Source organism: Azospirillum brasilense (assembly GCF_001315015.1).
In the GTDB taxonomy this organism is placed as follows: domain Bacteria; phylum Pseudomonadota; class Alphaproteobacteria; order Azospirillales; family Azospirillaceae; genus Azospirillum; species Azospirillum brasilense.
This window is the reverse complement of sequence record NZ_CP012916.1, coordinates 689,770-706,102: the sequence shown is the minus strand read 5'-3', so window position 1 is coordinate 706,102 and position 16,333 is coordinate 689,770. Positions and strand designations below refer to the sequence as shown.

Here is a 16,333-nt window from a genome sequence, read left to right as displayed (position 1 = left end):
CCAGTCACGGGCGGAGGTAGGACCAGCCCTCTTCCTGAAGCTGCATCAGCCGGACGACGCCGGAGGGAACCAGCTTGGCTTCCGGCACCATGGGAACCTCGCCCTGCTCCACGCGGATCATGCCGTTGCGGGTGTTCTCGCAGGCGGAATAGGTCAGGGTCGGCAGGCTGCCCTTCAGCGAGGTCAGCCGGTCCTTCACCGGCGAGCGGTCGGCGCGCAGCATGTGCAGGCCGGGGCCGAAGGTGACCAGCTCGACCTCCACCGTCTCGCCGATGTTCTTGTAATATTCGATGATGTTCTTGACGTTGTTCAGCGCCATGTTCATCAGCGCCGGGTCGTTGCTGCTGACCTGGATGGCGACGCGGTGGACGCCGGGCTGGTCCGCCCCGGCCTTCCGCCCGGCCATGGCCGCGGTCATCCCGGCGAATCCGGCCAGGGCCAACGCCGCCCGGCGCGTGGAGCGCATCGCCATGTCATCCTCCCTTCCCGTGTGGGGGCATCCGCTGTCCTAGCACAATGACCCCGGACGTCGCTTGTTCCCGAAGGGAGAGGCGCCGCAACGGAAGGGGGAGGCGGTCAGCGGCGAAGCGCGTGCCGGGCGGCCTGGACCATCATCATCTCTCCCACATTCTCCGGGGTTACCAGACCGACCAGCCGGCCGCTCCCGTCATCGACGCCGACCGCGGGCAGGCTCTTCTCCTGCATCAGGCGCAGCGCCTCCTCCAGCTTGCCGTGCCGGTGGATCACGGGGATGTCGGGGCGCATCACCTCCAGCACCGGCGTGTCCGGCCCGCGGTCGCGCAGGGCGCGGATCAGGTCGTCGCGGGTCAGAACGCCGCGCAGCTTCCCCGCGCCGTCCACCACGGGAAACTCGTGCTGGGTCGTGCGGATCAGGCACTGCACCGCGTCCTCCAGCACGCCGGACGGGGGCAACGTCTCGAAGCGGGTGACCATGGCGTCCGACACGACCACGCCATGGGTGATCTCGCGCATCTGCACTGCGTGCGCCTCCGACGAGGCGCCCAGATAGACGAACAGCGCGATGAACAGCAGCATCGGGTTGCCGAACAGCCCGAGCAGCCCCAGCCCGATGGCCACCGCCTGCCCGACGGAGGCCGCCACCTGGGTGCCGCGAACATAGCCCATACGGCTGGCCAGCACCGCGCGCAGCACACGCCCGCCGTCCATCGGGAAGGCCGGGATCAGGTTGAACAGCGCCAGAAAGAGGTTGACCACGGCCAGCCGGGACAGCACGTCGATGCCGGCGTTCCGCACCTCCGCCGCCGCCGCCGGCACGAAGCCACCGAGCGCGGCGTAGAGCAGGGCTGCGATCACCAGATTGACCGCCGGCCCGGCCAGAGCCACCACCAGCTCCTGCGACGGCTTTTCCGGCAATCGCTCCAGACGGGCCACCCCGCCGATGGGCAGCAGGGTGATGTCCGGGGTGCGGACGCCGTAGCGCCGGGCTGCGAAGACGTGGCCGAACTCGTGCAGCAGCACGCAGAGGAACAGCAGCGCGAGGAAGACCACCCCCTCCAGCGCCGCCGGCCAGCCGCCCTGCGCGTGGTAGGCGGCGCCGATCCACAGAAGGAACAGGAAGAAGGTGATGTGTATGCGGATCACCGTGCCCTTCACGGTGCCGATGGGGATCGACCAGCTCATCCCGACCTCGCCTCGCGCTGTGACCGATGTGGGTGTGATCCTTATGTGGTGTCGCGCAGCGCACAGCGGCATAGGCGAGTCGGGAATGCCTGGGGCACCTCAAGCGTCTTCGCTCAGCATCCTCTTCAGCACACGTTCCTTCATCGCTTTGGCCATCGCCGCCAGGAAGACGCTGAAGATCAGCCCGCTTGTCAGGGTGGCGACCGTGATCGTGAAGAAGGCCGACACGATCAGGTCGGCCGCATGATGGCCGCTCGACACCAACACCGGCTGGTAAATCAGGATGCCGGCAATGACGGCCCAATGGCTGGTGCAGTAGAAGCAGTGCAGGAGATGTCCCACCATTGGGTGGATTTTGGTCGCCCAAGCCCGCAGCGGGGCGAACAGTTCGGTCTGGGTGATCGTGATGGAGATGCTGGACGAGGCCAGGGCGATCACAAGGCAGGTCCAGAAGGCGGCCCAAGCCTGCGGGCTGACAGTGTCCGTCATGGAAACTCCGTCGGAAGGAAGGGGGATTGGCCCTGAGGAGGAGCGTGGCGCGGCGGCGCGGCACGTTGGGACCAAGTGGCTCGGCCGCCAATCACGTAACTTATAATGATACATGAAAAGGCGAGTCAAGCCGCCCCACCGCTTTTGCCTGCCGGTGGAATCGCAAGGTTAGGAGTTCGTTCCGCGCTCCGTCGGTTCGTGCGCCGACGCGGCGGCGGGAAGCCGCTGGCGGAATTCGCGGGACAATGCGGCGAGCGTGACCGATTGGAGACGTTCGATGAGTATGGCCTCGGCCTGCCGCAACGCCTCGCTCATCGAGCCGTTCACGGCCCGCTCCACGAGGCAGTCCGGATTGTCGTTGTCGAAGCCGATCGCGAACAGCCGCTCTGTCCCCACGGCGCGATGGATGTCAAGCAACGTGATTTGGCTTAGATCGCGCGCGAGCGTCCACCCGCCGCCGTGGCCCTTCACCGAATGGACGTAGCCGGCGCTTCTCAATCCGGCCATCGTTCGGCGGACAACCGCCGCGTTGGTTCCCAGCATGGCCGCCACGCGCTCCGACGTGATGGGCTGGCTTTCTTCCGCCATGTGCAGCAGGACATGGAGCATGCGGGATAACCGGCTGTCGATCCTCACGGTGGCGAAACTCGCTGCAGGGAGAGGGGGTGTCGGCCCTGCCGGGACGGGACCGACCATGTCCGACTGTACCCTTCGCTCCGGAACGGCGCCATAGCCCCTCAATGCCGCCGGTTCACCCGGTCTACACCGCCTTCAAGTATCTGACCGGGCGGCCGGGCGACAGAGCCTCCGCCGCGCGGACGATGGCCTGGGCGTCGATGCCGTGATGGCGGTAGAGATCAGCGATGGTGCCGGTCTGGCCGAAATGCTCCACCCCCAGCGCCCTTGTGCGGTGGCCGTGGACCGAGCCCAGCCAGCCCAGCCCCGCCGGATGCCCGTCCTGCACCGTCACCAGCGCGCAATGGGACGGCACCCCCTCCAGCATCCGTTCGACATGGGAGCGCGCGTGGGGCTTGCCGCGCTCGCGCGCCCGCTGGGCGGCGCTCCAGCCGGCGTGCAACCGGTCGGCGGAGGTGACGGCCAGCAGCCCGACGTCGCGGCGGTCCTCGCCGAGCATGCCCACCGCCTCGATGGCCTCGGGCGCCACCACGCCGCTGTAGGCGACCACCACCTGGGCGTTCGGTCCGGGACGGCGCAGCCAGTAGGCGCCCTGGACGATGCCGTTCTCCAACTCCGCGTCCATGGTGCGGACCGGCTGCTCCAGCACGCGCGAGGACAGGCGCAGATAGACCGAGCCGCCCGTCTCGTCGCGCAGCCAGTTGCGCTCGTCGGGCTCGCCCTCGCCCTCACGCTGCATGTAATCGAAGGCCCAGCGCATGGTGACGGCCAGTTCGTCGGCGAAGGCCGGCTCGAAGCAGGCCAGCCCATCCTGGGCCATGCCGACCAGCGGCGTGGCGATGGACTGGTGCGCCCCGCCCTCCGGGGCCAGCGTCACGCCGGACGGGGTCGCCACCAGCAGGAACCGGGCGTCCTGGTAGCAGGCGTAATTCATCTGGTCCGCCGCCCGCATGACGAAGGGGTCGTAGACGGTGCCGATGGGCAGCAGCCGCTCTCCGAACAGCGAGTGCGACAGGCCCAGCGCCGACAGCAGGATGAACAGGTTGGACTCGGCGATGCCCAGCTCGAAATGCTGACCGTCGGGGGAGAAGTCCCACGTGTAGGTGGAGGGGATGCGCTCCTTTTTGAACAGGTCGGCCAGCGCGCTCTTGGCGAACAGGCCGCGGCGGTTCACCCAGGCGCCGAGGTTGGTGGAGACCGTCACGTCCGGCGCGGTCGTCACGATGCGCTCCGCCAACTCCGTCTTCTCACGCCCCAGCTCGTTCAGGATCAGGCCGAAGGCGGCCTGGGTGGACAGCGCCTTCTGCGACGGGGCCGCCAGGGCCGCCGGCACCGGGACCGCCGCCGCGCCATGGCGGCGCCGTCCTTTGCCCGCGAAGGGCACCCGCTTCAGGAAAGCGTCGAGTTCCGCCTCCGGCCGGCCCAGCCCCTCGAAGCGGTCCCACTCGTGGCCCGGACGGATGGCGTTGGCGGCGCGGAACGCCTCCATCTGCGCCGGGGTCATCAGACCGGAATGGTTGTCCTTGTGCCCGGCCAGCGGCAGCCCGGCGCCCTTGATGGTGTAGGCGATGAAGCAGACCGGCCGGTCGTGCGTGCGTGCCCGGGCGAAGGCGTCGAGCAGCGAGGGCAGGTCGTGGCCGCCGAGATTGCCCATCAGAAGGGCCAACTCCTCGTCGTTGCGGCGCTCGATCAGACGGGTTACCGGCCCCTGGTCGCCCAGGTCGTCGAGCAGCCGCTTCCGCCACGCCGCCCCGCCCTGGTAGGTCAGCGCGGAATAGAGCTGGTTCGGGCAGCGGTCGATCCAGTCGCGCAGCCGCTGGCCGCCCTCCTCCTGGAAGGCCTCCTGCATCAGCGCGCCGTATTTCAGGATCACCACGTCCCAGCCGAAGGCGCGGAAGATGTTCTCCAGCCGCTCCCACAGCCCTTCGCGGATCACCGCGTCCAGGCTCTGGCGGTTGTAGTCGACGATCCACCAGGTGTTGCGCAGCCCGTGCTTCCAGCCTTCCTGAAGGGCTTCGAAGATGTTGCCTTCGTCCATCTCGGCGTCGCCGACCAGCGACACCATGCGCCCTTCGGGCAGGTCCTTCGCCCAGCCCTTGGCCTTCACATAGTCCTGGACCAGCGAGGCGAAGAGCGTCTGCGCCACCCCCAGCCCGACCGAGCCGGTGGAGAAGTCCACGTCGTCCACGTCCTTGGTCCGCGACGGGTAGGATTGGGCGCCCTTGAAGCCGCGGAAATTCTCCAGATTCGCGCGCGTCTGGTTGCCCAGCAGATACTGGATGGCGTGGAAGATCGGGCTGGCGTGCGGCTTCACCGCCACCCGGTCCTCCGGGCGCAGGGCCTGGAAATAGAGCGCCGTCATGATCGTCGCCAGCGAGGCCGAGGACGCCTGATGCCCGCCGATCTTCAGCCCGTCCTGGTTGGGGCGTACGTGGTTGGCGTTGTGGATCGTCCAGGACGCGAGCCAGAGAACCTTGCGCTCCAGCTCGCGCAGGCAGGCGAGGTCGGCGTGGTTCGGAGCGGTCGCGTCCATGTCTGTTTCCCTCTTGACGGAACGGCGGTCGATGATCGGTGAAGCCTATCATTTGTGCCGCGGCAGGCGTTTGCAAAGTGGCGCCGGAAAGCCGGCCGGTTTAGCATCGGATTGCGTGAATCCTATCTGGACGGCAGAAAATGCCAAAAATCAAACTCGACCGCATCGACCGGAAGATCCTGGCCCTGCTCCAGCAGGACGGGCGGATGCCCAACAACGAGGTGGCCGAGCGCGTCGGCCTGTCGCCGTCCCCCTGCCTGCGCCGGGTCAAGGCGCTGGAGGAGGCGGGCGTCATCACCCGCCATGTCGCGCTGGTCGATCCCGCCGCGGTCGATCTGCCGGTGAACGTCTTCGTCAGCGTCAGCCTGGAGCGACAGGTGGAGGAGCGGATCGACGCCTTCGAGGCCGCCGTGATGGCGCTGCCCGAGGTGATGGAATGCTATCTTATGACAGGCGACGCTGATTACCTGCTGCGCGTGGTGGTGCCTGACCTCGCCAGCTACGAGCGTTTCCTGAAGGAGCATCTGACGCGGATTTCCGGGGTCGCCAACATCCGGTCCAGCTTCGCGCTGAAGCAGGTGCGGTACCGTACGGCCCTGCCGCTGGGCCACCTGGCGGGATGAGCGGAGCGACCGCATATCGGTAGAGATCGAAGCATTCGCGCCGAAATTATTGGTTAGATTTCTAAGTATCTTCTCTTTTATTGATGAAATTTGAAAATGAATGTATTGTTTCCCTCGAATTCAGGGGCATGGCTCGATGGGGGAAGGATGTCGAACGTTTCCTTGACCAGTGCGATCTCTTCAGTCTCGACGCATCCGACGATGCCGTCCGCCAAGCCGCCGGTGGGCCGGGCCAGTGAGGACGAAGCCGGCACCGGCAGCGGGAAGGCCGACCAGGTGGTTTTGAGTCCGTTGGCGTCGGCCTTGAAAGGTGACGCCCTGTCATTGTTCAGCAAATTATCCAGCAATGACCGAAGCGCATTGGGGCTCTTCGTTTCATCCGGACAAATGTCGTCCGATGAAATGAACGATGCGCTTTCGGGAAAACTGAAGGAATCCCGCAGCCAGACCTTCTGGAAGAGCGCCGTCGAAGCGGGTGTCGGAAAGGAAACTGAAAGGGATAAAAAGATCAGAACGCTTACGGAAAGCATCGAAGCACGGCTGTCCGCCATCGATAAAATGGCAAGTTCGGGGTTGAGCCGGGACCAGGCGGTCGCGATCTCGAAAGAGATGCGAAGCGCGGCGTGGGAAAGCAGCTCGCTGATGAGGCAAGCGGACGAAGGCGCGACCACCGTGAAGCTGACGGCGGAATTCGCCTTGAACAAGATGGCGCGGACCGACTCGGAACGCGCGGCGGGGAACAAACTCACCGCTCTGGGCTTCAAGTCCGAGAGCTTCGATCAACTCTTGACGGACACGGCGAAAAAGGACATTGCGTCCATGTGACCGTTGCCCCGCTGTGACAACCGGCGCCCGCCGGTCGTAATCCCGCTGCCGATGCGTTCAGCATCCCGTCTCCGGACCGCGGATGATGTTCGCAATGGAAGACCTGCGCCGCGTTTTGCCATAAAGAGTATTGGAACAGGGGCGCGCGGCGATGTCTTCCGCTGACAGGCCCCCGACCGACAGGCAAAGGCATCGGGAAGCAGGACGGGATGATGGACTGGGACAAGTTGCGGGTGTTCCACGCTGTGGCCGAGGCCGGCAGCTTCACCCACGCCGGCGAGGCCCTCAACCTCAGCCAATCGGCGGTCAGCCGGCAGATCAGCGCGCTGGAGGACAGCCTCGGCGTTCCGCTGTTTCACCGGCACGCCCGCGGGCTGATCCTGACCGAGCAGGGCGAGTTGTTGAACCACGCGGCGCGCGACATCTTCGCGAAGCTGTCGATGACCCAGGCGATGCTGAGCGAGAGCAAGGACGCCGCCAAGGGACCGCTGAAGGTGACGGCCACGGCGGCCTTCGGCTCGACATGGCTGACTCCGCGCATCGGGGAGTTCCTGGCGCTCTACCCGGACATCCAGCTCACTCTGCTGATCACCGACACGGAACTGGACTTGGGCATGCGCGAGGCCGACGTGGCGATCCGCGTCAGCCCGCCGCGCCAGCCGGACCTGATCCAGCGGCATCTGATGACCTTCCGCTCTCACCTCTACGCGCACCGCCGGTACCTGGACCGGAAGGGAGAGCCGCAGTCCGTGGCCGATCTCGCCTCGCACGACTTGGTGACCTATCCGCAGGAATTGCGCCCACCCTTCGCCAACACCCACTGGCTGCGCGATCTGGTAACCGATCCGGTGGCCCGTGACCGGACCGTCCTTCAGGTCAACAACCTGTACGCGATTTTCCGTGCCGTGGAGAGCGGGCTGGGCATCGGTTCGCTGCCCGACTATCTGGTGACCGGTTTGAGCGACATTGTGCGGGTGTTGCCGGATCAGTCAGGGTCGAAGGTGGACGCCTTCTTCGTCTATCCGGAGGAACTGCGCCATTCCAAGCGCATCGCGGTCTTCCGCGACTTTCTGGTCAAAAAAGTTGCGGAGAGTCATTTCTAGTTCCCGCTCAACGGGTTGGCCAACAAGGGGCGCGGCGCCGGACAGGGCCGTGCCCCTTTGTTTTTTCTGCCATCTGGCTTCGGCGGGCGGCGGGGCGAACCCCGTTTTCGTGTTGAGCCCCCGTTTTCGTGTAGAGCCAATACACGCATGCGCGCTTCGAAGACGAACCGCGCAATCCGCATCCAACGTTCAGGCGGATTCGGCGATCGGTTCGGCGGGGGCGGACTCGCTGTCGAACAGGTCGGGGAAGCGCCGGGCCAGTTCGGGCAGAGAGTTCAGGATCTCGCGCAGATGCAGACGCATCGCGGCCTCGGCGGCGTCGGGGCAGCGCGCCCGGATTCCCTCGACGATCTGCTCGTGCTGGGCGATCAGCCGGTCCAGCGGGGTCGCCTGCGGCAGGCTGAGGTAGCGCACGCGGTCCATCTGGGCCTTGGTTTCCTCCACCACCCGCCACGCGTATTCGCAATCGACGCCCAGCGCGATGGTGCGGTGGAAGGCTTCGTCGAGTTCCAGGAAGGACGCCGGATTGGTGCTCGTGGCGGCCTCGCGCTGCGCTTTCAGGTTGGCCTCCAGCTCCGCGACGGTGCGGGCGGGCAAACCCTCGCCGGCCTTGCGGGCCACGGCCAGCTCCACCGCCTCGCGGACGAAGCGGGCGTCCATCACCTGCTTGGCCGAGATTTTGACGACGAAGGTGCCGCGCTGCGGGCGGATGACCACCAGCCCGGATTCGCTCAGCTTGATGAAGGCCTCGCGCACCGGCTGGCGGCTGACGCCCAGCTGCCCCGCGACCTCCTGCTCGGACAGCGGCTGGCCGGGCTGGAACTGCATCGTCACGATGGCGTGGCGCAATTCCCGAAAGACGCGGCGCGCCACGGGCTCGGTCGAATCCGGCTCGATCCTCCTCAACATGCTCCCCCCAATCCCTTCTTATTTCCGTCCACCCCGCCGGTGCCCGCCCGGACGATCCTGTGCGGCGGATTCATCCTGCACCGTTCGCAAGCCCATGGACAACACCATTCTTGTATACTACCATACCAGTCGCGTATCGAACAATCGCCTCCGTGCAAGAGGCGTTGTCCTCAAAGGGAGGAAACATGAGCATCATCACCCGCACTTGGCGCGTGGCCGCCCTCGGCTTTGCGCTGGCCACCGTCGCCGGGGGCGCGCTGGCCGCCGATTACACGCTCAGCGTCAACACGGCGCTGGCCCAGCAGGACCCGCTCTACAAGGGGCTGGAGGAGTTCAAGAAGAACGTCGAGGCGCGGTCCGCCGGCAAGATGGCCGTCCGCCTGTTCCCCGGCTCGCAGCTCGGCAAGGACGAGGACGTGCTGGAGCAGGCCCGCGCCGGTGCCGGCGTCGCGGTCGTCGTGGACGGCGGTCGTCTGGCCGTCTTCGTGAAGGAGTTCGGCGTTCTGGGCGGCCCGTATCTCGCCCAGGGCTACGACGGCATCCGCAAGGTCGTCACCTCGCCGATGTTCGATCAGTGGTCGGACAAGCTGCGCAAGGCGTCGGGCCATCAGGTGCTGTCCTTCAACTGGTGGCAGGGCGAGCGGCACCTGCTGACCAACAAGCCGGTGAAGGGGCCGGAAGACCTCGCCGGCATCCGCATGCGCACGCCGGGCGCGCCGGTGTGGATGGAGACGATCCGCGCCATGGGCGCCACCCCGACCCCGATGGGCTGGTCGGAGGTCTACACCGGCCTGCAGCAGAAGGTGATCGACGGCGTCGAGGCGCAGCATCCGGCCAGCTTCGGCGCCCGCCTCTACGAGGTGACCAACCGCGTCACCAAGACCGGCCACATCAACCTGATCACCGGCATCGTCACCAGCGCCGCCTGGTTCGACAAGCTGCCGCCGGAGCAGCAGACGATCCTCAAGGAAGAGGCTCTGAAGGCCGGCGACAGCGCGTCGCGCGCCACCCAGGCGTCGCTTGCCGACTTCGAGAAGCAGATGAAGGAGAAGGGCGTGACGATCGAGGAGATCGACGTGACCCCGTTCCGCAAGGCCACCGCGCCGGTCTACGAGAAGCTGGGCTACGCGGAACTTCACAAGGAAGTGGAGAAGCTGCTGCAGAACTGAGGCGGGGTTCGGTTCGTGTTGATCGTGCCCCCTCCCTGACCCTTTCCCGCTTCGCAGGGGAGTGGACAATTCTCCCTCCCCCGCCCAGCGGGGAAGGGCCGGGGTGGGGGCTAGTACCTCCCAAATTCAACGCCGTCCGCCGCCACCTTCTGCCGCCATCAAGGGACCGTCATCATGTCGTCCTTGTTTCACAAGGGGGAAGCCGCCCTGGCGATGCTTCTCCTCGCCGCCATCGTGCTGCTCGTCTTCGCCGCCGGCGTCATGCGCTGGTTCGGCCATCCCCTGGTCTGGTCGGTGGACGTGGCGCAGCTCCTGTTCGTCTGGGTCGCCTTCCTCGGCGCCGACATGGCGCTGCGCAAGCGCGCCCACATCGGCATCGACTATCTGGTCAAGCGTCTGCCGAACTCCAGCCGGGCCGTGCTGGATGTCGTGCTGGGCGTGCTGGTCCTTGCCTTCCTCCTCACCATGACGGTGATGGGCTACCGGCTGACCATGCTGAACCTGGAACGCCAGTTCGGTGACAGCGGCATCAGCTACGCCTTCGTGACCTCCGCGGTGCCGGTGGGTTGCCTGCTGCTCGCCGTCACGCTGACCGGCCAGATCCTGGACACCCTGCGCGGGCTGCGCAGCCACCCCAAACCGGTCTTCGCCCCGGCCCCCAAGGCCGGCGACATCGAGGAGGTCGTGCCATGACCCTTCTTGCCGTCACCTTCTTCGCGCTGATGGCGTTCGGGCTTCCGATCGCCTTCGCCATCGGCATCGCCGGCTTCTCCTTCTTCGCCACCAACGACATCATCCCGATGTCCATCGGGGTGCAGCAGGTCGCCTCGGCCTCGCAGAGCTTCCCGCTGCTGGCCGTGCCCTTCTTCGTGCTGGCCGGTCACATGATGAACCGGACGGGCATCACCAGCCGCCTGATCAACTGCTCCAACGTGCTGGTCTCCTGGATGTCCGGCGGGCTGGCGCAGGTCTGCATCGTGCTGTCCACCCTGATGGGCGGCGTCTCGGGCTCGGCAGTGGCCGACGCCGCGATGGAGGCCCGCATCCTCGGCCCCAGCCTGATCGCCCGCGGCTATTCGAAGGGCTTCACCTCGGCCACCATCGCGGTCGGCTCGCTGATCACCGCGACGATCCCGCCCAGCCTTGGGCTGATCCTCTACGGCTTCGTCGGCAACGTGTCGATCGGGCGGCTGTTCCTGGCCGGCGTCATTCCGGGTCTGCTGATGATGGTCGGCCTGATGCTGACCGTGTGGCTGATTTCCAAGCGGCGTGGTTACCGTCCGGAGATGGCCGAGCGGCCGACCCTGCGCGCCGTGGGCCGGGCGATGGCCGACGCGAAATGGGCGCTGCTGTTCCCGGTGGCCCTGCTGTTCGCCATCCGCGGCGGCCTGTTCACCCCGTCGGAGGTCGGCGCCTTCGCCGTCGTCTACGCCGCCGTCGTCGGCTTCCTCCTGCACAAGGAACTGACCTGGGCCGCGGTGGCCGAGGCGCTTCAGGAAGCGGTGGTGGACACCGGCCTGATCATGCTCATCATCCTGTTCTCGGGCATGGTCGGCTACGCCATCATCTTCGAACAGGCGCCCCAGACCATCGCGGAGGCGATGACCCAGCTCACCACCAACCCGCTGCTGGTGGTCGCGCTGATCCTGATCTTCCTGTTCATCGCCGGGCTGTTCGTCGAAAGCACGGTGCTGGTCCTGCTGCTGACGCCGATCTTCCTGCCGATCGTGACGCCACTGGGCGTCGATCCGGTGCATTTCGGCATCCTGATGATGACCATCGTCACGCTGGGCTCGATGACGCCGCCGGTGGGCGTGGCCATGTACACGGTGTGCAGCCTGCTCGACTGCCCGGTCGAGGAGTACATCGTCGAATCGCTGCCCTTCGTCGGCACGGTCATCGCCCTGGTCGCCGTGCTGGCTCTGTGGCCGGGGCTGGTGCTGTTCCTTCCCAACATGCTGATGTGAGGGGAAGGAGGCTTGCCAAGGGTCGGGACGCTGATATACTAATATATGGCGCTCCGATCTCTCGGCGGACCCACGGCCGGTCCGGGCAGACCAAGCCCCGTCCATGGAGCGTCCTTGTCATTGTGGAAACGGGGCAGGGCCGCGTGTGAAGGGCAAACGCCAAGGGGCGGTCCGGGCAGGGCCGCCCCTTCGCGCTTCCAGACGCTCTATTTGCCCGTCACCATGCGCCAGAGCGGCTCGATCACCGTGTGCACCAGGGGGATCAGCAGGGCGCCCAGCAACAGGCCGAACACCCCGGCCCCAGCCGCTCCCACCAGCCATTCCACCGCCGCCTTCGCCGCCGGCACGGCCTCGCCCGCCGCCACGGCGGCGCCGTGGATCGCGTGCCCGACCGCGGTCAGGCCGAAGCCCTCCAGCCCATGGATGACGATGCCGCCGCCGACCCACAGCATGGCGGCGGTGCCGACCAGGGCGAGCAGCTTCAGGAACACCGGCATCCCCTTGACCAGCCCGCGCCCGATCGCCTGCGTCACCGGGGCGAGCGCCCGGTCGGCGCCGCCCGGCGCGCCGGGGGAGGGGGTGCGCAGCCCCAGGAGGCTGGCCGCCGGTCGGCCGTTTTGCGCCAGCGACAGGCCGACGTCGTCCGCCTTCACGATCAGCGCCACCGCGCCGTAGACGAGGCCGGTGATGCCCGCCCCGACGACCGCGAGAACGGCGGCCTGCATCCAGAAGGAGGAGGTTTCGGCGGCGACCGTGGACAGGACGATGGCCATGATTTCCGCTGACAGGATCAGGTCGGTCTTGATGGCGCTGTTGACCTTCTCCCGCTCGAACTGCGCGGCGTCCTGCCCCATGGCGCCCACTCCCTCGGCGTCATGATGCGCCGCGTGGGGGCGCAACGCCTCCCAGACCTTTTCCGCCCCCTCGTAGCAGAGGAAGCCGCCGCCCAGCATCAGCAGCGGCGTGATCGCCCACGGCGCCACGAGGCTGAGCGCCAGCGCCAGGGGCAGCAGGAAAATCAGCTTGTTCTTCAGCGAGCCCAGCGCGATCTTGCCGATGATCGGCAGCTCGCGGTCGGCGGTGAAGCCGACCACGTAGCGCGGCGTCACCGCGGCGTCGTCCACCACCACCCCGGCGGCCTTGGCCCCCGCCCGCGCCGCCTGTCCCGCGGCGTCGTCCAGCGAGGCGGCGGCGACCTTCGCCAACCCGGCCACATCGTCCAGCAACGCGATCAGTCCTGTGCTCAAGGTTTTGGCTCCCCTCCGTACCGGCGTCCATGGAGCAGACAACGCCGGCGGGGGCAAGCCGGACCTTTGGAAGGGCCGGTCAGTCGTCGACCAGCTGGTCGGCGGTGAGCATGTGGACATCCGGGTCCGGCGTGTCCCGGCCGTCGTCCAGATATAGCACCCGGTCCACCAGCACGAGGACGCGCACGCCGTCCACCGGAACGACGTTCAGCCGCCGGTTGATGACGGCGTTGCGGAAGGCCACCGCCCGGTCGTTGTAGGTCACCGACAGGACGTCGCTCGTCCCTTCCAGCATGGGCAGGGCGTAGCGCTCCATCATCTCCGCGGTCAGCCCGTCGATGCGCGGCAGCAGGGAGGAGCCGACGATGTCGAAGTGGTGCCTCTCGATCCATCGGGCCAGCGGCGGAGATACGGCCTGGGCGATCAGTCCAGGCGTGTAGAGGGTGCATTTCTCGCCCATGCTCCGCACCATCGCCTTCAGGCCGAGAAAGGTGGGATGGTGGCGGAAATGGCCGGTCAGCACATCGCGCAACAGTGCCTGCTCCCGCGGGTCGGGCAGGGTGGCGCCGGACTCCCAGCGGGCGACGGTGTCCTCGGTGGTGGCCAGCATGACGGCGAACTGCGCGGCGGTCAGGCCGTGCAGCCTTCGCAACGCGCGCACGATCTGCGGCCACTCATGCACCGGCACAGACGGCTCTCCAGATTATCTCCAGGGGTAATGACGAGAGGATACGCGATCTCCCGGTAAACACATACGCAATCATGTGGGAAGAGTCATACTGGAGTATCCATTTTTTGGTTCGCGCAGCCGACTGTTTCGATCCTAAACGCTTGAGGAAGCTGTAATTTTTCGGTCTTGCTGCTCTGCGGGCATAGCGCTTCTGGTATCGGGTATACCAGTGCACCATAACCCCACCAGCAAAGAGGAGACACATCATGGCTTACGCTTCCGCCCATCACAGCCATCACGACGGCCTTCTGTCGACCATCGCCAAGGGTGTTACGGAATTCGCCGGCGCTTGGTTCTCGGCCACTCCGCTGTATATCGTATACCAGGCTGTCTCGTCCGGCACCTATGCCCCGGCGGCCGGCACCTCGACGCTCGACCTGCCGACGCTGATGCGCGAATGACCGGCGCCCGGGCCATCCGGCCCCACGACGCGGCGGCCCGCCCATCCGGGCCGGAAAAAAGGACCGACTCCTCCGGAGCGGTCCTTTTTCGTTTTGTGGATTGTTTTACCCGGCGACGGTGAAGGTCGCCGGTGGGGTGCCCCGGCGCTGCCGCTCCAGCATCGTCAGCAGCGCCTGATCCAGCAAGCGCGTGTAGGCGTTCATATCGAACAGCGGCCCGCGGGCGCGTTCGGCGCGCAGTCGGTTCCGAACCGCCTCCAGACCGTCACGGTTGTTCGCCCAATGAAGAACCGTGCTTTCGTACTGCGCCAGGGATTCCGTCACGAAGTCGGGCAGGCCCGCGGTGTGGAGCAGGCTGGCCGCCACACGCGATTGCAGCGTGTGGCCCAGGCACGTCACCATCGGAAGCCCGACCCACAGCGCGTCGCTTGCCGTCGTGTGGGCGCCGTAATGCAATGTGTCCAGCATCAAGTCGGCGTTCTGGAGGCGGGACAGGTGATCGTCCAAGGTTGGCGCCCAGGACGCGAAGACGATGCGGTTTGCGGCGATGCCCGCCGATTGGGCGGCTCGAAGCAGGTTCCGCTCGGCCTCCGCCGTCGTCCGGGCAAGCCACAGCACCGCGTCGGGAGTTTTGTGCAGCAGAGCCATCCAGACGGCCCAGACCTCGGGCGTGATCTTGTAAGCGTTGTTGAAGCAGGCGAGCACGAAGCCGTCCGCCGGAAGACCGCAGGCTGACCGCGGCGGAGCGGGCGGGATGTCGTAACGGCGGTCCCGCGGCAGAAAGCTGCGCGGCATCCGGGCGACCGCTTCGGTGAAGCCATCCTCCAGCTCCGGTGGCAGGACGACGGGATCGGCGACGATGTAGTCGATCCAGGGCGCGCCCATGGTGCCGGGGTAGCCCAGGAACTGGACCTGCACCGGCGCCGGCCGGGCGGCGAGGATGTGCGGCCGCGGGCGGCCGGTGTAGCCCTTGAGGTCGATCAGGATGTCGACACCATCCCTCCGGATCGTCTCGGCGGCCTCCTCCGCGGTCAGGGAGTCGATGTCGATGAAGCGGTCGACGCCCCCCCGGATGCGGCGGCGCTCGACGCTGTCGTCGTCCGGCCCGTAGCTGTAGGCGAGCACGCGGAAGTGCGACCGGTCGTGCAGCGTCAGCACCTCGGCCAGCAGTTGCGCGACCGGATGCTGGCGGAAATCGTTTGACAGATAGGCGATGGTGGCGACGTCCGCTTTGCTGGGCTTCGCCTTCAGCCGCACCGGCTTCGACCGGATCGTCTGCGCGTGCGCCCGCGCCGCCGCCAGGAGCGACCGGGCGGAAACGCGGTGGGACAGCATCATGGAGGCCTGGACCGGCGCGCCCTGCGCGGCGATGGAGTCCAGCGCGACCGCGTCGTCGTCGAAGCTGGACCAGTCGCAGGACCGTTGCTTGGTCTGGATCAGCCCGACCGTCGCGGTCGGGTTCCCGGGCATGATCCTCAGCGCGCGGCGGTAGGCCTCCGCGGCGGCGGCCAGCTTGTCCTGCCCCTTGAGGGCGGTTCCCAGATTGAACCACACCGCCGGGGCGTTCGGCGCCGCTGCCGCCGCCTGACGGGCCAAACGCTCCGCCTCCGCGAGGCGGCCCAGTTGGAAGAGCGCCGCCGAGAGGCTGAGCAGCGTGTCCGGGCTGGCCGGGTGCAGCGTCCGCGCTTGCTCGAGCGTTCCGGCGGCGCGGTCGTAGGCGCCCATCCGGAACAGCGTGTTGCCGATGTTGAGCAGGATTCCGGGGTGGTTCGGGTCATAGCGGCGGGCCAGTTCGAAGGCGCTCAAGGCGTCGTCGTAACGTTGGTTTCCGAAGGCGGTGTTGCCGACCGCCGCGTGGAGGTCCCGCCCGAATCCGGCGATCTGCGGAGTGAGGGCGGCGCCCCGGGTCGCCTGCTCGAACAGAGCGACAGTGCGCCCCAGATCGCCTCTTTGGGCCAAGGCGAGAGCGTCCGACAGTTTGCGCATGTCCGGCGCGGAGGGACCGCGGGACTGCCTGTTCTTGTTCATGATCGATGCAG

General features: G+C 67.0%; 16 protein-coding genes. 7 read left to right on the top strand and 9 right to left on the bottom strand.

Going from position 1 to position 16,333, the window contains the following annotated elements; genetic code table 11:
- Nucleotides 1-4 precede the first annotated feature (4 nt).
- The 5 genes from AMK58_RS24440 to AMK58_RS24420 all read right to left on the bottom strand — a co-directional run bounded on the left by AMK58_RS24440 (nucleotide 5) and on the right by AMK58_RS24420 (nucleotide 5,320).
- Nucleotides 5-472, bottom strand: coding sequence for a DsrE family protein (locus AMK58_RS24440; RefSeq protein WP_174436719.1), 468 nt, complete (start codon nucleotides 470-472; stop codon nucleotides 5-7).
- Between the two features lie 104 nt (nucleotides 473-576).
- Nucleotides 577-1,662, bottom strand: coding sequence for a site-2 protease family protein (locus AMK58_RS24435; RefSeq protein ID WP_059399553.1), 1,086 nt, complete (start codon nucleotides 1,660-1,662; stop codon nucleotides 577-579).
- Nucleotides 1,663-1,761: 99 nt separating this feature from the next.
- Nucleotides 1,762-2,151, bottom strand: a complete 390-nt coding sequence (locus tag AMK58_RS24430) for a hypothetical protein (RefSeq protein WP_035680087.1) — start codon at nucleotides 2,149-2,151, stop codon at nucleotides 1,762-1,764.
- 168 nt (nucleotides 2,152-2,319) lie between these two features.
- A complete protein-coding gene (locus tag AMK58_RS24425; RefSeq protein ID WP_079285694.1) occupies nucleotides 2,320-2,847 on the bottom strand; it encodes an Rrf2 family transcriptional regulator in 528 nt (175 codons plus the stop codon).
- 64 nt (nucleotides 2,848-2,911) lie between these two features.
- Nucleotides 2,912-5,320 (bottom strand): transketolase-like TK C-terminal-containing protein, encoded by a 2,409-nt coding sequence (locus tag AMK58_RS24420; RefSeq protein ID WP_035680094.1) that lies wholly within the window; start codon nucleotides 5,318-5,320, stop codon nucleotides 2,912-2,914.
- A gap of 140 nt (nucleotides 5,321-5,460) precedes the next feature.
- Between AMK58_RS24420 and AMK58_RS24415 the strand changes: the two genes are divergently transcribed.
- From AMK58_RS24415 to AMK58_RS24405, 3 genes are all read left to right on the top strand, one after another.
- The gene (locus AMK58_RS24415) at nucleotides 5,461-5,943 is read left to right on the top strand and encodes an Lrp/AsnC family transcriptional regulator (protein WP_035680097.1); all 483 of its coding nucleotides are present in this window, start codon (nucleotides 5,461-5,463) and stop codon (nucleotides 5,941-5,943) included.
- Between the two features lie 162 nt (nucleotides 5,944-6,105).
- Nucleotides 6,106-6,768, top strand: coding sequence for a hypothetical protein (locus tag AMK58_RS24410; protein ID WP_143265687.1), 663 nt, complete (start codon nucleotides 6,106-6,108; stop codon nucleotides 6,766-6,768).
- Nucleotides 6,769-6,980: 212 nt separating this feature from the next.
- Nucleotides 6,981-7,871, top strand: a complete 891-nt coding sequence (locus AMK58_RS24405; RefSeq protein WP_035680176.1) for a LysR family transcriptional regulator — start codon at nucleotides 6,981-6,983, stop codon at nucleotides 7,869-7,871.
- 189 nt (nucleotides 7,872-8,060) lie between these two features.
- Here the strand turns inward: AMK58_RS24405 and AMK58_RS24400 are convergent, their stop codons facing one another.
- Nucleotides 8,061-8,780 (bottom strand): GntR family transcriptional regulator, encoded by a 720-nt coding sequence (locus AMK58_RS24400; RefSeq protein WP_035680104.1) that lies wholly within the window; start codon nucleotides 8,778-8,780, stop codon nucleotides 8,061-8,063.
- A 185-nt stretch (nucleotides 8,781-8,965) separates the two neighbouring features.
- Here AMK58_RS24400 and AMK58_RS24395 point away from each other — a divergent pair, with 185 nt between their 5' ends.
- The 3 genes from AMK58_RS24395 to AMK58_RS24385 all read left to right on the top strand — a co-directional run bounded on the left by AMK58_RS24395 (nucleotide 8,966) and on the right by AMK58_RS24385 (nucleotide 11,916).
- Nucleotides 8,966-9,949 (top strand): C4-dicarboxylate TRAP transporter substrate-binding protein, encoded by a 984-nt coding sequence (locus AMK58_RS24395; RefSeq protein WP_051140733.1) that lies wholly within the window; start codon nucleotides 8,966-8,968, stop codon nucleotides 9,947-9,949.
- 174 nt (nucleotides 9,950-10,123) lie between these two features.
- Nucleotides 10,124-10,642 (top strand): TRAP transporter small permease, encoded by a 519-nt coding sequence (locus AMK58_RS24390; RefSeq protein ID WP_035680107.1) that lies wholly within the window; start codon nucleotides 10,124-10,126, stop codon nucleotides 10,640-10,642.
- Nucleotides 10,639-11,916: a TRAP transporter large permease gene (locus tag AMK58_RS24385; RefSeq protein ID WP_035680109.1), complete on the top strand. Its 1,278-nt coding sequence runs from the start codon at nucleotides 10,639-10,641 to the stop codon at nucleotides 11,914-11,916. Before AMK58_RS24390 ends, AMK58_RS24385 begins: the two co-directional genes overlap by 4 nt.
- 206 nt (nucleotides 11,917-12,122) lie before the next feature.
- On the opposite strand, the gene AMK58_RS24380 is transcribed toward AMK58_RS24385, so the two are convergent.
- On the bottom strand, nucleotides 12,123-13,163 hold the full coding sequence (locus AMK58_RS24380) for a DUF808 domain-containing protein (protein WP_059399551.1): 1,041 nt from the start codon (nucleotides 13,161-13,163) through the stop codon (nucleotides 12,123-12,125).
- Between the two features lie 79 nt (nucleotides 13,164-13,242).
- Entirely contained in the window at nucleotides 13,243-13,851 is a 609-nt protein-coding gene (locus AMK58_RS24375; protein WP_035680110.1) for a helix-turn-helix domain-containing protein, read from the bottom strand.
- Nucleotides 13,852-14,099: 248 nt separating this feature from the next.
- On the opposite strand from AMK58_RS24375, the gene AMK58_RS24370 reads away from it, so the two are divergent.
- A complete protein-coding gene (locus tag AMK58_RS24370; protein ID WP_035680112.1) occupies nucleotides 14,100-14,294 on the top strand; it encodes a hypothetical protein in 195 nt (64 codons plus the stop codon).
- 105 nt (nucleotides 14,295-14,399) lie between these two features.
- On the opposite strand, the gene AMK58_RS24365 is transcribed toward AMK58_RS24370, so the two are convergent.
- Nucleotides 14,400-16,322 (bottom strand): O-linked N-acetylglucosamine transferase, SPINDLY family protein, encoded by a 1,923-nt coding sequence (locus AMK58_RS24365; RefSeq protein ID WP_051140734.1) that lies wholly within the window; start codon nucleotides 16,320-16,322, stop codon nucleotides 14,400-14,402.
- Nucleotides 16,323-16,333 lie beyond the last annotated feature (11 nt).

What these genes read in the sequence shown, in the direction of transcription:
- AMK58_RS24420 (WP_035680094.1), bottom strand. Translation starts at nt 5,320, where the DNA reads ATGGACGCGACCGCTCCGAACCACGCCGACCTCGCCTGCCTGCGCGAG.
- AMK58_RS24440 (WP_174436719.1), bottom strand. Translation starts at nt 472, where the DNA reads ATGGCGATGCGCTCCACGCGCCGGGCGGCGTTGGCCCTGGCCGGATTC.
- AMK58_RS24370 (WP_035680112.1), top strand. Translation starts at nt 14,100, where the DNA reads ATGGCTTACGCTTCCGCCCATCACAGCCATCACGACGGCCTTCTGTCG.
- AMK58_RS24435 (WP_059399553.1), bottom strand. Translation starts at nt 1,662, where the DNA reads ATGAGCTGGTCGATCCCCATCGGCACCGTGAAGGGCACGGTGATCCGC.
- AMK58_RS24430 (WP_035680087.1), bottom strand. Translation starts at nt 2,151, where the DNA reads ATGACGGACACTGTCAGCCCGCAGGCTTGGGCCGCCTTCTGGACCTGC.
- AMK58_RS24390 (WP_035680107.1), top strand. Translation starts at nt 10,124, where the DNA reads ATGTCGTCCTTGTTTCACAAGGGGGAAGCCGCCCTGGCGATGCTTCTC.
- AMK58_RS24425 (WP_079285694.1), bottom strand. Translation starts at nt 2,847, where the DNA reads ATGGTCGGTCCCGTCCCGGCAGGGCCGACACCCCCTCTCCCTGCAGCG.
- AMK58_RS24400 (WP_035680104.1), bottom strand. Translation starts at nt 8,780, where the DNA reads ATGTTGAGGAGGATCGAGCCGGATTCGACCGAGCCCGTGGCGCGCCGC.
- AMK58_RS24395 (WP_051140733.1), top strand. Translation starts at nt 8,966, where the DNA reads ATGAGCATCATCACCCGCACTTGGCGCGTGGCCGCCCTCGGCTTTGCG.
- AMK58_RS24405 (WP_035680176.1), top strand. Translation starts at nt 6,981, where the DNA reads ATGGACTGGGACAAGTTGCGGGTGTTCCACGCTGTGGCCGAGGCCGGC.
- AMK58_RS24415 (WP_035680097.1), top strand. Translation starts at nt 5,461, where the DNA reads ATGCCAAAAATCAAACTCGACCGCATCGACCGGAAGATCCTGGCCCTG.
- AMK58_RS24365 (WP_051140734.1), bottom strand. Translation starts at nt 16,322, where the DNA reads ATGAACAAGAACAGGCAGTCCCGCGGTCCCTCCGCGCCGGACATGCGC.
- AMK58_RS24385 (WP_035680109.1), top strand. Translation starts at nt 10,639, where the DNA reads ATGACCCTTCTTGCCGTCACCTTCTTCGCGCTGATGGCGTTCGGGCTT.